This is a genomic window from Chryseobacterium sp. Tr-659 (assembly GCF_011752975.1).
Lineage (GTDB): Bacteria > Bacteroidota > Bacteroidia > Flavobacteriales > Weeksellaceae > Chryseobacterium.
The window spans coordinates 255,992-275,804 of the sequence record NZ_VWWP01000008.1 but is presented as its reverse complement, the minus strand read 5'-3'; the positions used below and the strand labels follow the sequence as shown (position 1 = coordinate 275,804).

General features: G+C 37.0%; 15 protein-coding genes. 2 read left to right on the top strand and 13 right to left on the bottom strand.

All coding sequences use genetic code 11. The annotated features are described in order from the left end of the window. The 7 genes from F3J23_RS17755 to F3J23_RS17725 all read right to left on the bottom strand — a co-directional run. Nucleotides 1-331: DUF6443 domain-containing protein (locus F3J23_RS17755; RefSeq protein WP_167032089.1), on the bottom strand; the 331-nt coding region annotated here is incomplete at its 3' end. 6 nt (nucleotides 332-337) lie between these two features. Continuing rightward, the gene (locus tag F3J23_RS17750) at nucleotides 338-3,877 is read right to left on the bottom strand and encodes a hypothetical protein (RefSeq protein WP_167032086.1); all 3,540 of its coding nucleotides are present in this window, start codon (nucleotides 3,875-3,877) and stop codon (nucleotides 338-340) included. A 6-nt stretch (nucleotides 3,878-3,883) separates the two neighbouring features. Further along, on the bottom strand, nucleotides 3,884-5,497 hold the full coding sequence (locus tag F3J23_RS17745; RefSeq protein WP_167032083.1) for a T9SS type A sorting domain-containing protein: 1,614 nt from the start codon (nucleotides 5,495-5,497) through the stop codon (nucleotides 3,884-3,886). Nucleotides 5,498-5,771: 274 nt separating this feature from the next. Next, on the bottom strand, nucleotides 5,772-7,229 hold the full coding sequence (locus tag F3J23_RS17740) for a TolC family protein (RefSeq protein ID WP_167032080.1): 1,458 nt from the start codon (nucleotides 7,227-7,229) through the stop codon (nucleotides 5,772-5,774). Then, entirely contained in the window at nucleotides 7,201-10,392 is a 3,192-nt protein-coding gene (locus F3J23_RS17735) for an efflux RND transporter permease subunit (RefSeq protein WP_167032077.1), read from the bottom strand. The genes F3J23_RS17740 and F3J23_RS17735 overlap by 29 nt, the downstream gene beginning before the upstream one ends. 21 nt (nucleotides 10,393-10,413) lie before the next feature. Next, on the bottom strand, nucleotides 10,414-11,496 hold the full coding sequence (locus F3J23_RS17730) for an efflux RND transporter periplasmic adaptor subunit (protein ID WP_167032125.1): 1,083 nt from the start codon (nucleotides 11,494-11,496) through the stop codon (nucleotides 10,414-10,416). A 147-nt stretch (nucleotides 11,497-11,643) separates the two neighbouring features. Beyond that, entirely contained in the window at nucleotides 11,644-12,030 is a 387-nt protein-coding gene (locus tag F3J23_RS17725; RefSeq protein ID WP_167032074.1) for a hypothetical protein, read from the bottom strand. A 652-nt stretch (nucleotides 12,031-12,682) separates the two neighbouring features. Here F3J23_RS17725 and F3J23_RS17720 point away from each other — a divergent pair. After that, nucleotides 12,683-13,078 (top strand): hypothetical protein, encoded by a 396-nt coding sequence (locus tag F3J23_RS17720; RefSeq protein ID WP_167032071.1) that lies wholly within the window; start codon nucleotides 12,683-12,685, stop codon nucleotides 13,076-13,078. 30 nt (nucleotides 13,079-13,108) lie between these two features. Continuing rightward, a complete protein-coding gene (locus F3J23_RS17715) occupies nucleotides 13,109-13,546 on the top strand; it encodes an META domain-containing protein (RefSeq protein WP_167032068.1) in 438 nt (145 codons plus the stop codon). A 52-nt stretch (nucleotides 13,547-13,598) separates the two neighbouring features. On the opposite strand, the gene F3J23_RS17710 is transcribed toward F3J23_RS17715, so the two are convergent. Genes F3J23_RS17710 through gldK form a run of 6 tightly spaced genes read right to left on the bottom strand, consistent with a single transcriptional unit; the run spans nucleotide 13,599 to nucleotide 19,755 of the window. Further along, nucleotides 13,599-13,859 carry a SemiSWEET transporter gene (locus tag F3J23_RS17710; RefSeq protein WP_167032065.1) on the bottom strand — a complete coding sequence of 87 codons (261 nt, stop codon included), beginning with the start codon at nucleotides 13,857-13,859 and terminating at the stop codon, nucleotides 13,599-13,601. Nucleotides 13,860-13,890: 31 nt separating this feature from the next. After that, a complete protein-coding gene (locus F3J23_RS17705; RefSeq protein WP_167032062.1) occupies nucleotides 13,891-14,925 on the bottom strand; it encodes an NAD(P)/FAD-dependent oxidoreductase in 1,035 nt (344 codons plus the stop codon). 55 nt (nucleotides 14,926-14,980) lie between these two features. Further along, entirely contained in the window at nucleotides 14,981-15,919 is a 939-nt protein-coding gene (gldN, locus tag F3J23_RS17700; protein ID WP_167032059.1) for a gliding motility protein GldN, read from the bottom strand. A 22-nt stretch (nucleotides 15,920-15,941) separates the two neighbouring features. Then, nucleotides 15,942-17,531, bottom strand: a complete 1,590-nt coding sequence (locus tag F3J23_RS17695) for a GldM family protein (protein WP_167032056.1) — start codon at nucleotides 17,529-17,531, stop codon at nucleotides 15,942-15,944. A 52-nt stretch (nucleotides 17,532-17,583) separates the two neighbouring features. Continuing rightward, on the bottom strand, nucleotides 17,584-18,276 hold the full coding sequence (gldL, locus tag F3J23_RS17690; RefSeq protein ID WP_167032053.1) for a gliding motility protein GldL: 693 nt from the start codon (nucleotides 18,274-18,276) through the stop codon (nucleotides 17,584-17,586). 57 nt (nucleotides 18,277-18,333) lie between these two features. After that, nucleotides 18,334-19,755, bottom strand: coding sequence for a gliding motility lipoprotein GldK (gene gldK / locus F3J23_RS17685; protein ID WP_167032050.1), 1,422 nt, complete (start codon nucleotides 19,753-19,755; stop codon nucleotides 18,334-18,336). Between the last annotated feature and the right edge of the window lie 58 nt (nucleotides 19,756-19,813).

Here is a 19,813-nt window from a genome sequence, read left to right as displayed (position 1 = left end):
GGTAAACGCCCAACGGACCGGAATAATAGGCTCCGCCTCCTGTGGAAGATTGTGGTACGGGAAGGTAATCTTTTGCCTGTCTTCCAAATTGATCGTATTCGATATGGGTTACCACATCTTTTTGCAAAGGGGATGCTTTTACATTAACAACCTGCTTAGGTCTTCCCAAACCGTCAAAGTATTGAACGGTTTCTGAGGATTTTGTAGCGGCTGCTCCGTTATAATCCAGATAAGTTTTGGAATAGACATAGTTTTCGGTAGGAGTCAGTGTCTGGGCACCAACCACATTGGACAGAAGCAATACTCCCACCGGAATTAATATTTTTTTCATCGATTCTTAGTTTTTATAGTTGTATTTGAATTCTTTTAATACGTTTCCGGTTTGGCTGTTTTCTCTGATTTCTTTAAGCCTGTTAGCAGAATCATAAAGATATACTTCTCTGATCCCCGATGGCGGAGTGATACTTCGAACCCCGATAAGAGGATCGTACGTATAAGTGGTAATCTGGTAATTGGATAAAGCGGAATTATTTCTGAAGGTATTCAAAACCCCTAAGAATCCTGATTCATCATTTCCGGGAACTGCCAAAGCATCGGTATTGGAAGCACTAACAATGGCATCTATTAATGACTGCTGAATATCTGATAGTTTTGCACCTTCTATTTTAGCAATAGGCTGAGTCTCATTATAACCCCAGATAATCACCGTTGAAATACCTGCTTTTGTGGTGTACTGCTTCAGGTTGCCTTTGGAATCGTATTTATCATAACTAATTTCCGTGGAAGGAATATTTTGAAAGTCATATGATTTTACAGAAGTTGGTAATATCAAGTTTCCTGTTTCTGGCGTCGGAAGTGAGACCGGATAAACCGTTTCTACCTTACTCAATGTTTTAGTAACTCCTCCAATAGTTTGGGTTGTTACAGTTTCCAAAGGAATGCTAATTATATTTTTCGAGACCATCACCTGATTTCCTTTTTCGCCGGCATACTGATAAGTCGTTTCACTCGCTGTTCCATCTGAGAATGTTACATTCTGTTTTGTGGGATAATTTAAAACATTATACTGCGTATCTTTTATTGTTTTTATCGAATTTTGTGCTTGAAGAAATTCTGTATCTTCCTGTTTAATCAAATTAGCCTTTCCTACAATCTCATTATTGAAATGATGTCTCACCAGATTTGGTGTTTCTCCCCCATAAAAAGCACAAATAGGAGGTACACTATTTCCATTATCATAAAAAAATTCTTTAACCCCTACATAATTCTGGCTTGTACTGTGTGCTGGCTCTGTATGCTGAGAGCACCCTCTTATATGTAATAAAAAGTCACCATACTTTTTAAAGGAAGGATAGTATGCTGAAGAAGGGAGCTGAGTCGGAAAATATGTAATCCCTATATTTTCAATACGATCAGCATATGAATATTCATTAACAGAGTTCTTCAAAATATGTCCTTGCTCATCCAATATTGTAATGGTTTTTAACAATCCCCTTTTGTAATCCGGAGTTTCATAAAATAAAATTGGAGGTGCCATTGAGAAAATATAGTTATTCGGAATATCGATAGGAGAAGAATATGTGAAATTTTGTTGTCCCTTACCATTTTCTTTTATGACCACATTTTTGTATCCTATCTCTCCTTTTAATTTCTGTGAAGGAACAATATTTGAGCTTGTCAGGATATCAAAAGCTGGATATTCAAAATTATATATTTGCAATGTTACTCCCAAATTACTCTTCAAAGCACACCTAAGCCCTTGCTTTGTGGAATATTCTTTATATTGATAGATCGGTTTTGGAACCGCTAATGCTCCACTGCTCAACTCTGAGTTATCAAGAGACTGATACCTGTATTCCAGCTCTCTTGCCGTAGTGTTATCACTGTCCTTATAAGATATCTTTTTTATTCTTAATCCGCCACCTAACAAAAACTTTTGTACCACCTGCTTCTTTGTTTTATAAAAAATATTAACGGAACATGTGAATGGCTTATTAAAGGCCATATCTATCGAACCGAATTTCAGGTAATAATCTCCGGGTTGGAGCAAAATGGTCTTTTTCCTTGCTTCTTCCGGATCTTCAATACCAGTATATGAAGTAACAAGGATTTCCTGTTGTCCAGATCCTGAGCCCTTATATAAAAGATATCGCCAGTCTGAAGGATTATTTTCTCCGAATAAATTTTCAATTAAGAAAGATACATCAGTAGGTTCCTGCAGGGTAAAAGCATATTTTTTCGTTCCTTGATTTTTATCTGGCTGTGTGAAATTTAAAGAAGAATATTGCTCATCCCAATTATTAATATTCTCATCCCAATTACTAAGGTTCTCAGTAACGTTATTATAAGCTGAGTTGTAAGAATATGTATTATTTTCATAGTTAAAATCTATACTGCCGGATGTGGGAAGTTTCATTTTTTCTAGAACGTCCGTACTCGTTATTCCTGGAGTAATCTCTCTGTAGTCACCATAAAAAGAATATATAGGTCTTTGATTCAGATATCCCCAGTAATCCTTTCCTACATTCTGGGAATTGGGATTGTTGCCGGAAAAATCTTTGTAGGACATTTGATAATTATTCAAAAAAGCATTGCTCTTATCAAATATATCCACTTTTGAAAGGAACATTCTTGAATTTATACTTCCTCTATAAAGTTGACTTAAAACATAGCTTTTTGAGAGGTGAGAATTAGAATCGTTGATTGTAATCTTCTTTAAAAACTTGGATTGTGAAGGATTGTGAAGATTCGTATCACTTCTTCCTGTTTGAAATTCGAATGTTACAAGAGCCTTTCCTATAACATTTATCTCTTTCAATTTACGAGTATAACTTATAATCTGATTTACACTTGTTCTGTTCATCGGATTTAGATAAGGTAATACCTGGTCTTCACATTGTACCATCCGAATTTCATTCAAAAAGCCCTCATAACCCTGACCAAAACTATAGTTAGTGGAATTATAAATATTAACAATTTCTTTACTTGGCTCTTCAAATGAAGCAGTAATTAATGGAGTATTATTAGCATCTTCAATATGACTGAGATGGAAAGCACTGTTATAGTTAATTGTTCTCGTAATGGAAGAACCTCCTATACTATCCCAACCTGATGAAAAAGTGACATCATTAGATTCAGACCTCTCAATAACATCAAAGGTATAAACATAACCATTTTCATCTGTAATTATAAATTTAACAGGCTCAAAATTAGTATTATTGATATATTGAATCTTCAGGTTATTTTCATCAAGTTTAGTTACAGCAAATTCACCATTATCATTTTTCTTGACTATAAACCGACCTGTATTTCCAAAAAAGTTATATTGATATAAATCATATTCGCTGTCGTAAGTACCTTTAAAAAAAGACTCCCATGCAAACTCATTGTATTTATCATATCTAGGCAGGTTATCATAACCAAACTGCCCATTTTTAAGAATCTCATATACTTCCCCATATTTGTTAGGATATGTTGGCTCATCTTTTCTATAAATACCACGACGTGTATAGTTACCATCAAATTTATATTCATCAGGAATCCCTTTTATTGTTCTCGTAATAGTTCCTCCTGCAATCAAATTCCAACCTAAACCTACATCACTTGCTTTTTCTTCTACAGCTATAGAAGCAGGATGGTATTTCAGGCTAATGTTTAGATTTAAACCTTCATCTATGCTTACATTGGTAATTGGAATACTAATATCAGGGATTCCTGTATAATTGTCCACTGGAATTTCTTCAAACTTCATCAATGATGCAGTAGTTGGAGAACTGGGTAGAAATTTAGGAGTATAGCTATCATTTTGAGGATTGGAAATAGATTGAGCTTTTCCAACGCCTACAATGAAAATGGATAATAAAAATATTTTGTTCATCTTAGTTTATTTCTTAATCAGCTTTGCATTCGCCGTTTTGTTATCATTAGTTTTTATGGTAATTAAATAAGCTCCCTGAATGAGCGACTGCGTATTAATCTTTGTCACCTTATTCTTTGTTTTCAGGTTCTGGACCTGTCTTCCACTCATATCATACAGCAGAATATCTGCCTCTTTGAAATCAAACCCGATTTCTACATACGCATAATCGGATACAGGGTTTGGATAGATCTTGATGTCGTACTTCTCAATCAACTGATCTACTTGTTTGTCTCCAAGTTTTACAATCTTCCAGTTTTCTTTGCCAAGTTCTTCTGCGCTGGTGCCTGCTAAAATGATGGAACCATCACGGTTTAATTTTAAATCGGAAAGTCTTTCCTCCTTTTTTCTGGATTCTCCGGCGATGTGTTTTCTCCACTGTTCGTTTCCATTTTGGTCTAAATACAGCATCCAGAAGGTTTCATCATCTTTCTCTATTCTTCCTTCTGCCTGGGTATAACCTCCCAACAGAATACCTTTTGACCTCCGGCTTCCATCTTCCAGCTCCCCGCTGATCACATTCATTCCCATCAGGACATCTCGGTTCTTGAAGTTGTAGGATTTCTGCCACTGTTCTTCTCCTCTTTCGTTTAAGGAAATCAGCCAAAGGTCTGTGCCTTCTTCAATGCCTACTGTTTTATTGCCGGATCTTTCGGATCTGGATTCTCCTCCAACAAGGTAACCTGTTGAAGTTAATGCCAGTGTTCTTAGATGATCATCTCCTTTGCCCCCGAAGTTCTTTTCCCATTCTACTTTTCCATTTTTATCTAGTTTGATGATCCAGTAATCACCTTCCCCGAAATTGCTGCTGGATTTGGAATGAGAGACAAGCTTTGCACTGCTTCCAGCATCCTGCTCCCCGCTTCCCACCTTCACCTCAGAGCTTCTGGAATAAACTCCCACTAAGGCTCCGCCATCTTTTGTAGGAATCATCTTTTCGACTTCATCCAACCCTTTTCCGCCTAAAATTAATTGGGACAGCTCTTTTCCGTTTTTGTCGAGTCTTGTGATCCAGACATCTTTGGAACCATAGCCTTTTGAAGCATTCTGTACATTACCGGCTACAAAGAATCCTAAGTCGGTGGTTTGAATAACAGCTCTAGCTTCTTCATCGGAAGGGGTTCCTAATGTTTTTTGCCATAATTCATCGCCGAATTCATTGATTCGGATCAGCCAGATATCGGAACCGCCTTTGGATTCTTCTTTTTTATCTAATCCTTTTCCTGAGTAAGAGGTTCCGGCTAATAGAAAGCCCCCATCCTGAGTGGTAACGGTGGCTGACAGGTAATCATGGTTAGATCCTGAGAAATATTTTTCCCAGGCCTGGTCTCCCTGCTGGTTGAGTTTTACCAGGTGGAAATCGTAACCGTTGTTTGGTTTACTCCCAGCCTCCTGCTTTCCTCTTCCTGATTGTATAGCGCTTCCGGTGATAAGATACTGTTGATCGATGGTTGTGGTGACCTGTGAAAGGAAATCCTGGGTAGAGGATTTGATATCTTTTTGCCAGACCACCTCTGTTTCCTGAGCGGATAAACTCAAGACTGTACATAAGGTAAATGCACAGAGATAGATTCTTCTCATATTTATGGTTTTTATTTTGAGTTAATTATTATCAGTTCTTTTAAACGTTACGAATTTAACATTTTTTAAGACACGAAAAACTACCCTGGTACAACGCAATGGAAACTATACTATTTATTATAAAATGCTATTTATATTTTACTTTAATAACATATTTTTAATGTAAAATACTCTTATTAAAATAACAAAACCTGGTGCATTAAACATAAAAAGGGCCAACTCCTAAAAATTGACCCCTCAAACATTAACTGTTTATTGATTGAATTATGATGTTCTATTTCCAACCGCCACCTAAACTTTTATAGATGTCGACTACAGTGCTGAGCTGTTTCTGCTTAGCTTCTATCAGTTCCATTTTTGCATCCAGTGCATCTCTCTGGTTTAAAAGAACCTCAAGGTAATCTGCTCTTGAATTACGGAACAATTGATTGGCAATATCAATAGACTGATCCAGTGCCTTGGTTTCCTGGGATTTCAGCTGATAATACTGATCAATATTTTTGATCTTTGACATTAAATTCGCAACATCCAGATAAGCATTAAGAATAGTCTTGTCATATTCGTACAATGCCTGAATCTGTTTTGCATCAGCAGTCTGAAAATTGGCTTTGATAGCACTTTTATTAATTAGTGGGCCTGCCAGCTCTCCTACCAGATTGTAAGCAATTGATTCCGGCATTTTAACCAGATAAGAAGGTTTGAAAGCCTCTAGTCCCAGTGTTGCAGAAATTTCCAGTGAAGGATAAAACTCTTTTCTGGCCGCTTCTACATCGAGTTTTGATGCCTTTAATTCCAGTTCGGCCTGCTTGATATCAGGGCGATTTGCCAGTAATTGTGACGGAATTCCTGTATACACAGTCTGGGGAATGGTAGACATAAAGTTTTCCTTTGTTCTTACGATCGGCTGTGGATATCTACCCAATAAAGCATTGATCTCATTTTCCTTTTCAGTGATCTCCTGGCGGATGGTATATTCTGATGCTTTAGATTTAGCAAGCTCTGCTTCAAATTTTTTCACAGCAAGCTCCGTAGCAGCAGCAGCCTCTTTTTGAATTTTGGAAATTTCCAATGCCTTCTGCTGAAGTTTAATATACTGCTGTATAATCTCCAGTTGATTATCTAGAGCCAGTAATTCATAATAATTATCAGCAACTTCCTCAATCAGATTGGAAAGGACAAAGTTCTTCCCTTCCACTGTGGAAAGATAGTGGGCAACCGCAGATTCTTTTTCATTTCTGAGCTTTTTCCAGATGTCAATTTCCCAACTTGCATTTAAGCCGGCCTCAAAATTCCCCAGCGGATCAGGTATTGGTTTTCCGGGTTCCATTTCCGTAGACGCATCTCCCGCTCCTTCACTGGTATAGCGGCCGGCTTTTTTCAGGCCTGCCCCGATCCCGGCAGAAACGGTAGGGCTTAATCTTCCTTTTTTAGCCAAAACACCACTTTTGGCAATTTCAATCTCCTGAAGGGTGATCATCAGCTCCTGATTGTTTTTTAAGGCCGTTTCAATCAGGGTAACCAGATTCGGATCAGTAAAAAACTGTCTCCACGGAGTGGTTCCACTGTTGCTATTAGCATCCTGCTGCTCTTCCTGATTGAAGTTTTGAGGTATATTTTCTTTTACCTCGTCTTTTATGACGGTGGCCATCGGAGCCTTACAACTTGCAAGAACAAGAGATAAGGCAATGGCTGTGATTATATTTTTAGTCTTCGAATTTTCCATCGTGTTCATAAGGTTCAGTTTGTTCTGTTAAAGGATTTTCTTCTTCATATCTTGCCAGTCTCGACTTATCAGCAATGGTTCCGAAGATATAATACAATCCTGGGATAACCATCAGTCCGAAAATGGTTCCGATCAGCATTCCTCCTGCGGCAGCAGTACCAATTGTTCTGTTTCCTACAGCTCCCGGCCCTGTTGCAATTACCAAAGGAATCAAACCCGCAATGAACGCAAATGAAGTCATAAGAATCGGACGGAAACGGATAGCAGCCCCTTCAATAGCAGCCTGTACAACAGGAATCCCCTCTTCAGCTTTCTTCTGAACGGCAAATTCTACGATCAATACGGCATTTTTACCTAAAAGCCCGATAAGCATTACCATAGCCACCTGTGCATAGATATTATTTTCCAATCCTAAAAGTTTTAGACATAAGAACGCTCCAAAAATACCTACCGGAAGGGATAAAATAACCGGAAGCGGAAGGATGAAGCTTTCATACTGTGCAGAAAGGATAAGATAAACGAATCCTAAACACACAAGGAAGATAAATACAGCTTCATTTCCACGGCTTACTTCATCTTTGGAAATCCCGGCCCAGTCTATACCGAAACCTCTGGGAAGTGTTTTATCCGCTACTTCCTGAATAGCCTTGATGGCCTGCCCGCTACTATATCCCGGAGCAGGAGTTCCGCTCACCTGCGCAGAATTGTACATATTATGTCTCGTCATCTCAGATAGACCATATACTTTTTCAAGTCTCATGAAATCCGAATAAGGAACCATCTGGTCTTTATCATTCTTAACATATAATTTCAACAGGTCAGTAGGTAAGGCGCGGTATTGCGGCCCTGCCTGAACAATTACTTTATAAGGTCTGTCAAAACGGATGAAACTCGTCTCATAGTTGGAACCAATCAGGGTAGATAAATTATCCATTGCTTTTTCAATGGTTACTCCTTTCTGCTCTGCAAGATCATTATCTATTCTAAGCATGTATTGAGGAAAACTCGCTGAATAGAATGTAAATGCTGAACCGAGTTCCGGACGTTTTTTCAACTCTTTTACAAAGTCATTACTTACCTGTTCCATTTTGTGATAATCTCCACTCCCCGCTTTATCCAGCAAACGAAGTTCGAAACCTCCTGCAGCACCATAACCCGGAACGGAAGGCGGCTGGAAGAATTCAATATTAGCACCTGGAATATTTTTAGCTTTTTCTTCTAATTTTTCAATAATTTCAGCGGCTGATTCTTTACGCTCATCCCAACTTTTAAGATTGATCAGACAGGTCCCTGAGTTCGATCCGGTTCCTTCTGTCAAGATCTCATAACCGGCAAGAGAGGAAACAGACTGTACACCATCAATATCTTCTGATTCTCTCAAAAGTTCTCTGGCAATCTGATTCGTTCTTTCTAGTGTAGATCCCGGCGGTGTCTGAATAATTGCATAGATCATCCCCTGATCTTCTGCCGGGATAAACCCTGATGGAAGGGAGTTACTCAGGAAATAAGTACCAGCACAGAATGCTAACAACAACGGTAATGTAATGGTTTTCTTCGTTACTGTTTTATTCAGCATCTTCTCATATCTTCCTGCTCCTTTTGTGAATATATTATTAAACTTATCCAGGAAAATAGTAACCGGAGTTTTCTTCTTCGCTTTTCCGTGATTATTTTTCAGGATCAACGCACACAATGCCGGTGTTAAAGTAAGTGCTACAACTCCCGATAAAATAATGGATGAAGCCATTGTGATAGAGAACTGACGGTAAAATACCCCTACAGGGCCGGACATAAATGCAATCGGAATAAATACGGATGCCATTACCAGCGTAATCGCGATAATTGCCCCACTGATCTCATGCATTGCTTCTTCGGTAGCCTTCAAAGGAGAGAGATTTTTTTCCTCCATTTTGGCATGAACGGCTTCAATTACTACAATTGCGTCATCTACAACAACTCCGATCGCCATTACCAGAGCAAAGAGCGAGATCATGTTCAGGGTAATTCCGAATGCAGACATTACAGCAAATGTTCCCACCAATGAAACCGGAACGGCTAATGCCGGAATCAATGTTGAACGCCAGTCACCAAGGAATAGGAATACTACAATTGCAACCAGAACAAAGGCCTCAAATAAAGTATGTATTACCTTTTCCATGGAAGCATCCAGGAATCGGGATACGTCATAACTGATCTCATAATGCATTCCTTTAGGGAAGTTATTTTTTTCAAGATCAGCCATCAGAGCTTTTACATTTTTAATTACATCACTTGCATTGGATCCATAGGATTGTTTTACAGTGATCGCTGCAGAAGGTTTTCCGTTCAATGTGGAATAAATATCATACATTGAGCTTCCGAATTCAATATCTGCAACATCTTTCAACCTTACGGATTCACCGTTTGGTTTTGCTTTTAAAATAATATTTCCGTAATCTTTTTCATTGTTGAAACGCCCCGGATATTTTAATACATATTCAAATGACTGTGAGCGTTTTCCGGAACTTTCTCCTGTTTTTCCGGGAGAAGCTTCCAAACTCTGCTCATTCAATGACTCCATTACTTCATCAGCCGAAATATTATAAGCCGTTAATCTGTCTGGTTTAAGCCAGATACGCATTGCATATTCACGGGTTCCGAGGATATCGGCAAAACCAACCCCACTTACCCTTCTCAACTCAGACATTACGTTGATATCTGCATAGTTGAAAAGGAATTTCTGATCAGCTTTAGGATCGTCACTATACAGGTTAATGTACATCAACATATTGGGTTCTTCACGGGTAATCTTTACCCCTTCACGTACTACCAGAGGCGGAAGTTTATTTACCACTGAAGATACACGGTTCTGCACGTTTACTGCAGCAACATTGGGATCTGTTCCCAGGTCAAATACAACCTGAATGGAAGCCTCCCCGTCATTTCCGGCATCAGAGGTCATATATTTCATACCTGGAACCCCGTTTAGCCCTCTTTCCAAGGGGATAACAACGGATTTAATCAATAATTCGTTGTTGGCTCCGGGATATTCTGCGGTAATATTTACTTTAGGCGGAGAAATGGAAGGGAACTGCGTCACCGGAAGTTTTACCAATGACAAGATCCCTAAAAATACAATAATCAGAGAGATTACTATAGACAGAACAGGTCTGCGGATGAATTTCTTAAACATACTACTTCATTTTAGAGGCCACTACTCTGCTTTTAATTTCAATGATTGAAGAACTTTTTTAGGATCCTGGAATTTTGTTTTTACCTTCTGATCATCCTTCACTTTCTGAACACCTTCTAAAAGAATCTGATCTCCTTTTGAAATTCCTGAGGCAACCACGTACAAATCCGGAAGTTCATAAGCAATCTTGATATTTCGGGATTTTGCCGCCCCATTCTTATCAATTACAAATACATACTTCTGATCCTGAATTTCATAAGTTGCTTTCTGCGGAATGATTAAGGCATTATGAACCGGCATAGACATTTGTACTTTTCCGGTTTCACCATTTCTCAAAAGTTTATCCGGGTTAGGAAACTTAGCACGGAAGGCAATATTTCCTGTTTCATTGTCGAATTCTCCTTCAATGGTCTGAATTTCTCCTTTCTGCGAATAGGTTTCACCATTTGCGGTAATCAATGACACCTGATTGCTTCCTCTGTCTGCTGCATGTGTCTGATAACTTAAATATTCAGGTTCTGAAACATTGAAATAAGTATAGATACTTGTATTGTCTGACAAAGAAGTTAATAAATCTCCTTCATCTACAAGACTTCCTAATTTAAGGGGAATTCTGTTGATTACACCTGAAAACGGAGCTTTAATATCCGTAAATGAAAGATGAATCTGTGCCAGTTTCATTTCTGCATTGGCTGCATCCAGCTTGGCTTTTGCCATTGCTTTTTCATTTTTAGAAACGATATTGTTTCCTGCCAATGTACTTGCATTTCTAAGTTCAATAGAAGCTTGTTCTACTTCTGCTTTTGCTTTTAATAATTCAGCCTGATACAGTTTAGGCATGATTCGGAACAAGGTCTGCCCCGCTTGTACATACTGTCCTTCATCTACAAATATCTTTTCCAGGAACCCTTTTTCCTGTGCCCGGACTTCAATGTTCTTCACAGACTGAATCTGGGCTACATATTCTTTGTTGATGACAGTGTCCATCACTACAGGAGTTGTTACCGGGTACACGGTAACTTCTTCCTTCTCTTCTTTCTTCTTATTGCAGCCAACTGCCAGCAAAAGGGCACTCAGTGCAATTCCCGAAATAACTCTTTTTATCATAATCCTAGAGTTTATATAAATCGTTAATGTTTGAATAGAAATAAAATGGTAATAAAAGATGATGCAGTGTGATGATTACCGGCATACACAACGCAGGGTACTCCCACCCGGAATCAGGCAGAAAATAAATGGAAAAATGAAATTTTAAATTCTAATGGAACGGATCAGAATGAATCTTTTGGTGGCAAAGCCCAAAACAAAGCCATGAATTTCCGGTCTTAACCGTTTATAGCTTTTTAATCCGAAAATATAAACCAGACTGAAAACACCTGCAAAAACAACAATCGCCTGAACAATATCAGACAGCTGAAAATCGTTTTCTGCAAGTTCTAAAGTGGAATTTTCTATATTATCTGCCATTTGCTGAACCGAAAGTTTTTCAAAAGTTTGATTTAAACGATTGGCTTTTTTAGGCAGATGGTGAGAAACATGACCTGTGTAGTCATTTCGGAGTGTTTTAACGTTGAGTCTGCTTTCCACTACAAACAGCAGAAAAAGACCGGTTAAAAAGTATACTATAAAGTTTCTCATTTTGAAGTCGCAAATGTACATCCTGTTTATGATATTATCATAACGGATTAACAAAATTTAACGCTTCTTTAAATTAGCTGAAACAATAGCGCTGATAAATATTAAATTTCTCTCCTATTCAAGAGACATTAAGCCAATTTTCACAATAATGACAGCTTCCGATTAATGACCTGCAATCAGCACAAATTTTATAAAATAAGAGAAAGTCTCTAAAAATATTGTTTCTTTTTTTGACATTTTGAAACGGTGATCTTCTAAAATCTGATTGTTTAGATAAACGTTTTTGTTAAAAAAACTAAATTTTATCATGATTTCGAATTATTAACACACACTTATTGTTATTCTCTTATTTTTGAATTATTTTTGCCGAAAATTTACACAACAAATGAAAAAAAGAAAAAACACACTTTATTCTATTGAAAATAAGTTCGTTAAAAATTCCATATTAACGCCATCAATCCACAATTTTTCACTATAAAAATTACTTTTTTGCGTTTCACAAAGAATGTTTAAAAAAGGATCAGCCTTAACAATAAGAATTGAAACTTATTGTTAGTTTATGTAAAATTAACATATATTTATTAAAAATATTCGTAATTTTATATAGCATTAACATCATAATTCATGAAACACTTTAAAATCACTTATCACTATGAAAAAATTATTAGCACCCATCCTTTTGGGATTGACCATCATTTCCTTAACAGCGTGTAAACATCCGGGAAAAGAAGCTGAAAGCGTTACCGCTGCCGTAGCCCCAGAAAATACAGATGACATTTCTAAAAATGTATATGTTGACAGCTATGGAGAACAAATAGAAGTCACCATTAACAACACTAAAAATACGGCCACTATACATTTAAACGGTAAAACTTATGACCTTAAAAAAAGTGATGCTTTACCCGAGTATACAGCCTCCAATGAAGAGTATCAATACTCTGAAATTAAGGGAAATGTAACTTTCCTGAAGAAGAATGTAGATATGGTTCTCTTCCATCTTAAACAGGCGAAAAAAGAGTCTGGTCCAGCAAAAATGGCATCGTATTAGCATAGAGTACACCAATTTAAAATTAACATTATGAAAAGTTTATATTATTACTTATCAGCCCTTGTTATCGCTACATTTTTGGTTGTTTCTTGTAAACCTCAGGCTTCTGCTCAAAAAGCAACGACTGATATCACAGGAAAAACATGGAAGCTTACAGAACTTAACGGACAACCGATTAAGCTGAAGAATCCTAAAAACAATCCTTATTTCAAACTTACAATGGACGGAATGAAATATGAAGGACATGCAGGATGTAACGGGCTGGGCGGAACCTTTGAGATCAAGCCTGAAATAATGAGAATTAAATTCAATCAGGGAGTATCTACAATGATGGCTTGTGAAGATCTGGATATTGAAAACCAGTTTACAAAAGCTATTCTTACTGCGGATAATTACTCTGTGAATGGAAATACTTTGACTTTGAATAAGGCAAGAATGGCTCCACTAGCTAAATTTGTTCTTGAATAACAATATATTCCGGACTAAAAATATAAAGACACTTCATGATGAAGTGTCTTTTTTAATGTTTTTTATTATACATTATATAGCATATCAAAAGGCTTATATTAACTACAACCGCAAATGAATTTGAAAGAATAATAGGCAATTCATCTTTCTTAAAACCATACCAAACCCATAATGACAATCCGAAAATAAGAACAAGAAGCATCAGTAAAGATATATCTTCCACATTTTTTTCCCTAATCACCTTTATCAGTTGTGGAATCATAGAAACGGAGGTCAGAACTCCAGCGATAATCCCTAATAGATTTTCATTCATAAGCTTAATCCTCTTGAAAACTGAATACAATTTACTTAAATCTATCCAATGAAACTTCTTCGTGCAAAGGAATATTTTCTTCTATACAACGGAATAAATCTCTTGAAAAATAACATCCGTTCAGAATTCCTCGCGCACCAAGGCCGTTGAAAACATAGAGATTATTGAAGTCTGCGTGTCTTCCGATGATCGGTCTCCTGTCTTTCACCGTAGGACGAAACCCAAATTGCACTTCCTCCACTTCAAAATCATAAGGATAAAATTCTGATAATCCTTTCACCAATTGTGCCACTGCAGAATCATCAATATGGTGATGGAGCTGTTCCCTGTCATAAGTTCCGCCATAGAAATACAGTCCGTTTCCGGTTGGAAACAGGAAATGTTTCTTTTTAATGGTTATGTTTTCAGGGATTGGTTGTGAAAGTTTAACTTTTATATGATGTCCTTTATTTGGATTTACGGAAATCTCTGAAAAGTATGGATTATCTTTCACTCCCATTCCTTCACAGAAGATTATATTTTTAAAGGTAAAATCTTTATAAACGGATTCTGAAGCGTTCAATTTCGAATAATCAAACTTTTCTTTTACCCAATGATTATTTTTTTCAAAATAATTGAATAGGCCTGCAAAAAATCCACTTACATTCAATCTGGCAGACTGATTAACCTTTCCCGTGAGAAAGTCGTTTTTTACTATATTTAAACGATCAAAATTTTTATCAAGAAATTGATTCAATTCTTCATTTCCTGATTTTTTCAACCAAAGATTCTGTTCATTCTCATCATGAAAAATTCTATGGATAGGAGCATCAATGAGATAATTCTCACCGGTATAGGATTCTATTTCTTTGAGACTTTCTTTTAAAAAGTCAATCTGCTCCTGTGCTTTCCAGAATGTTGTAAATTTTTTAAGAACAACAGGGTTAATAATTCCCGCAGAAACCTGTGAAGCACTTTTTCTGCCTTCGGAAAAGATCACAAAGGATTTATTATTCTTAATCAGCTGATGGGCTAAAAAAAGCCCTGCATATCCGTCTCCTACAATAATATAATCTACATTTCTCATAATAAAAAAAACCTGAGTAAAAATACTCAGGTTTTGTATAAATATCAAGTGAAATTTAGTAATTCCACATATCATTTTCCATTTCAAGGATCTGCGCTTTGATTCTATCGCTTTCTTCCAGCTGATCATCAGCATCTTTAGGGATATAATCCTTAATTGTTCCGTCTCCTAAACCATTTGAAGATTTATAGATAATAGAAGAGAATCTTCTTGCATTAATAACATCATCAAAAGATAAGTCTGCAGATGAATTTTTTCTATTGTAAACGTAATTGTTAGCCAGGATATCACGAGCACTTGGGTAATAGATCCAGAATAGATCGATCAACTCATCAGCTCCTGCCAAAGGCTGTCCATCAGGACCAATTCTTCCTACAGATGTAGGATCCGGCCCCATTGCTGCAATCCCTAATGGTCTGTACTTCATCTGGCCATCTCTCTTATCGATAAACCACATTCCCATCACTTTAAGAACTTTTACTTTATCTGTAGTAGTTCTGATGATGTCTGTAAGTCTTTTCTTCTCATCTTCTGTAAGTTGTCTTCCAGAATTCAGGATATCGATAGCTTCTTCATCCAGTCTTATACTTTCCAATCTTTTCTGAATTGCTTCAGGAGAAAGCCTTGTTACGAAATTTTCATCATCATAAACCTCTTTGATATTTCCGCTAAGAGCTCCATCCAATAATAGCTGATATAAAGATCTTGTTGGTGTAGCCAGAAGACCGTCCGGATTATCATAGTAGAATGGCTGGTTGATCTTATCATTCATATCAATGATTTCCCAAACAAACATACTTTTGTAAATATCCTTATCATCAACGAAACCATATTCAAGAGGCTTTACTTTATTGCTGATAACAGTATCCCCTGCTTTCCTCATTGATTCAGATCTCATTTGTCTAAATTCCTCAGGAGAAGAAGCATTCAGAATAGTCTGGGAAAAAGCAAATCCCGAAACTAATACTAAAAGGGTGCTAATATATTTTTTCATAATATGATTTTACAAATTAACCTTATTGTACATTAATAATTACAGGTGAAATTTCCTTAAGTCTTTGGTTTCCAAGACCGGTAGCTGTTGCCTGAATATCATAAATCTGAACTACATCACCAGGTCTAAGATTTCTAAGCATTCCTTCTGCTCCTGATAATGAACTACCCTGAATAAGAGTTCCTGCTTTCCCCGGAAGCTTGATAATGAAGCTGTTTACAGTAAACGAAACCGGGAAGTCAAAGTCTGGTAATGTTGCTGAAACAATCTGATTAGCAATAGAACCTACCGGCATAAAGTTTACAGCTTTACCTCTGATCTGACCCTGAGGTCTAGGAATATTCTTAATTCTGTATTCAAATACCTGGGAAACAGTTTTACCATAAGGATCTGTTCCTGATAATGTCAACTTAACTACATTTCCTGTAGTAGGTGTTACATCCCATTTGCCCGGACCTGTGCTCTTTACAGTAGCTCCAGCTGCGGATAATGAAAGTCTTGAATTGTCAGCACCTAAGATTGATCCTGAAACAGGGTTCTCAAGTCCTCTATACATTACATTCATTTTATCAGCAGAAAGTAATAAACCTTTTTCAAGTTTTACTTCTCTTGGTCCTGCAATTACGTTATAAGTGTGCGTCCAAGGGAAAGATTGTGGCTTACCTGAAGCATCTGTTAATGTAATTGTACCTGCTAGTTTATGTTCACCAATTCCAGAACCTGAAATCTGAAGTGTACCTTTACCATTTTCTACTTTGCTTACTCCAGAGATGCTGATCTTATTACTGTTAGAATAAGTTCCCAGCATTACTTTTACTTCAGCCTGTTTTCCAGCCTGGATATCAACCGGACCTGAAACGATAGGCTCATAGCTGGAGAATTTGATATTCGCATCTACTTTTTCCTGAAGTAATAATGCTAATGCATCAGACTGAACATTTCTGGCATCATTTTGGATAATCTCCAAGTTAGATATTGCAGCAATTAACGGCTGATGATAAAATTTGTTTTGGAACCAGGTCTTATCGTTTGGAGATTTTCCTTTCGGATATTCAGCGATAAGAGATTTGTTAGCTCTTTCAACTAAATCTTTAAGCTGAGGATTATTTCCAAAAGTAGCATTGATGTAGTTTCTTACGTCATCAATTTTCTTTTTTAAATCTAAAGCATTATTTGAAGGGGAGTTTTCATCTCCTTCTTTAAAGAAATACTCAGTAGTTGCTTCATTATTGTTCAATGCAGCAAAATTCTCGCTTACGTCAATATCTTTTCCTTGGGCATCTTTATCATGAAACTCAGACTGTTTTTTTAACAGATCTTTGATATCCTGAGAAGATTTCACCAATACATCAATCTTAGATTTCAGCACTTTGTACTGAGCCCAAGGCTGTGCGTAGGTATCCGGAACCTGCTGAGCTTTAGCTTCTAATGTTCTTTCAAAGATCTTTTCGTTCTTTCTTTCTGTTAAAGTTCTTGTTTCATTTAATGCTCTGGTAGAGTCATAGTATGATCTGATGATTTCTGCATCAATATTTAGGGCCATCATCGCGATGAACACCAGATACATCAGGTTGATCATCTTCTGACGAGGGGTCTGTTTTCCTTGTGCCATTCTCTTTTCTTTGTTTTTTGATTAAATAGTTAAATTTAGAAATGGTTAGGAATTAAGACTTCATAGCAGTTAGCATACCACCATAAACTCTATTTAAATTGTTCAGATTAGATGTTAAACCTTGTAACTCTTGGTTGAATTTTTCAGATTGCTCTGCAGACTTCTGCATATCTGCTACATATTTGTTAGCGAATTCAGATTGTCTTTTACCGCTTTCAAGCTGCATTGCATAAAGTGCATTCATGCTTTCCATATGCTGAGCAGCCTTGTTTAGCTGATCATTATACTTATGAGTAGAAGCTGAAACGTCAACTGTTTGATTGATCTGATCAACAGAATTTGAAAATTTATCAATTCCTGTTCTTAATCTTTCGAATAATTGAACATCAAGTCTAGCATCTTCAAGCATTTTGTCTAATTTGTTAGAAAGAGAGTTTTCTAATTCTGCAAATTGAGCACTTGTATTTTTAGTGGTTACATTAGAATGTAAAGGGTTAGGATTAGCATGTTTATCCAATAATTCAGGATAAACATTTTCCCAAGCGTAAGACTCCTCAGTTTTTGGTGGGTCAAATGCGAAAATAATAAAGATAATCGCTTCAGTAATAAGCCCTACCGTAAGAGCCATATTACCGTTGATTGGTCCCAGTGTAATGTGAGTAATTTTAAGCCAAGCTCCAAGAATTACAATTGCAGCACCGAATGAATAGAAGAAATTCATCCAAGCATCTTTAGTCTTAAACATATTGAGTTAGTTTTTTTAATGTTAAATAAAATTGTTATTGAAAAATTGTCTGATTAGTTATCTGTTAATTCTTCTTGGCTTAACAGCTGCTTCAGGGATATCCTGAACAGTTCTGAATCCGATATAGCTTCTTGCCGAATCTTTTCTTTCCCAGTCTCTTGCACCGGTCATTAAGGCGTATCCTATATCTTTCCAAGATCCACCTCTTACAGATTTCTTAGTATCCTTTTTATCTTTAGTAGAAGGATTTAATGTAGAAGAGAATCCGTATGAAGAGTTATTGTATGCAGATAATGTCCACTCAGAAACGTTTCCAGCCATATCGAATAACCCAAACCCATTTTTCTTAAATTTCTTAACTGGAGCTGTATATGTATAAGTACCTTTCTTTTCGTCTTCCATGTAATTACCTCTCTTAGGTTTAAAGTTTGCCAGGTAGCAACCTCTGTCATCCATTAAATATGGACCTCCCCAAGGGTAAGTAGCATTTTGCATTCCGCCTTTTGCAGCATATTCCCATTCAGTTTCTGTTGGAAGACGGAACTCTAATGGTCTTTGTTTTTTTCTTTTTAAACTTTCGTTGTAATCCGTTTTCAATTTAGATCTGAAGTTACAATAAGCTCTTGCCTGATCCCAGGTTACTCCAACTACAGGATAGTCTTTGTAAGCTTTGTGCCAGAAATACTGTTCAAACAATGGCTCATTGTAAGCAAAGTGGAAATCTTTTACCCAAACAGTAGTATCAGGATAGATCGCAATACTTTCGCTTCTCAGGTAATTAGCTCCTCTTTCGTTATCAGCAACTGCAGCATCCATATCTCCCCAACGGTAAGTATATTTAAGTTTGCTGACATCTAAAATTCTTTCGTTTCCAATTCTTGAAGAAGAAGGCAGATACATAGATTCTAAAACTTCTGCGTATTCTACATCAGGATATTTTGTTGTACTCCAGTGTAAAGGAATTTTCCAATCTAATCTTTTGCTGGCATCATATCCTCCATCTTCTCGGCCTCCCTGGCCTTCCATATATTCTTGATAAGGTGTTAAATTTTCTTCTTTTTTAGCAAGATATGCGTAATCTCCTATTGCAGCTCCTTTACGTCCGCCTTCATCGCCACCTTCTCCGGCAGCTTCAGCAAGTAAAGTTCTAGCGATAGAATCTCTTACATAATTGATAAATACTCTGTACTCCGCATTGGTAGTTTCTGCTTCATCCATGAAGAAAGAAGAAACAGTAACTGTTTTCAATGATGCTTTTTCAGGAGTGTTTGTTGGGTCCTGGTCTGCTAAACCAGCAACAAATGATCCTGCAGGAATTGCAACCATTCCGTATGGTCTTTCCGCAACAAAAGATTTCGTTTTTTCTCTTGGTATCAATTCTCCTTTTGTTCCTGGCTTCCCTACAGAAGAGCTACCACCACCTGAACAAGATACCGATGCTACCGACGCAGACAATAATAAAAGAAATATCCTTTTCATGTTAATTTTTATAATTAAGCCGTAAATATATAATTTTTTTAAGAAACTTTTAAGATTT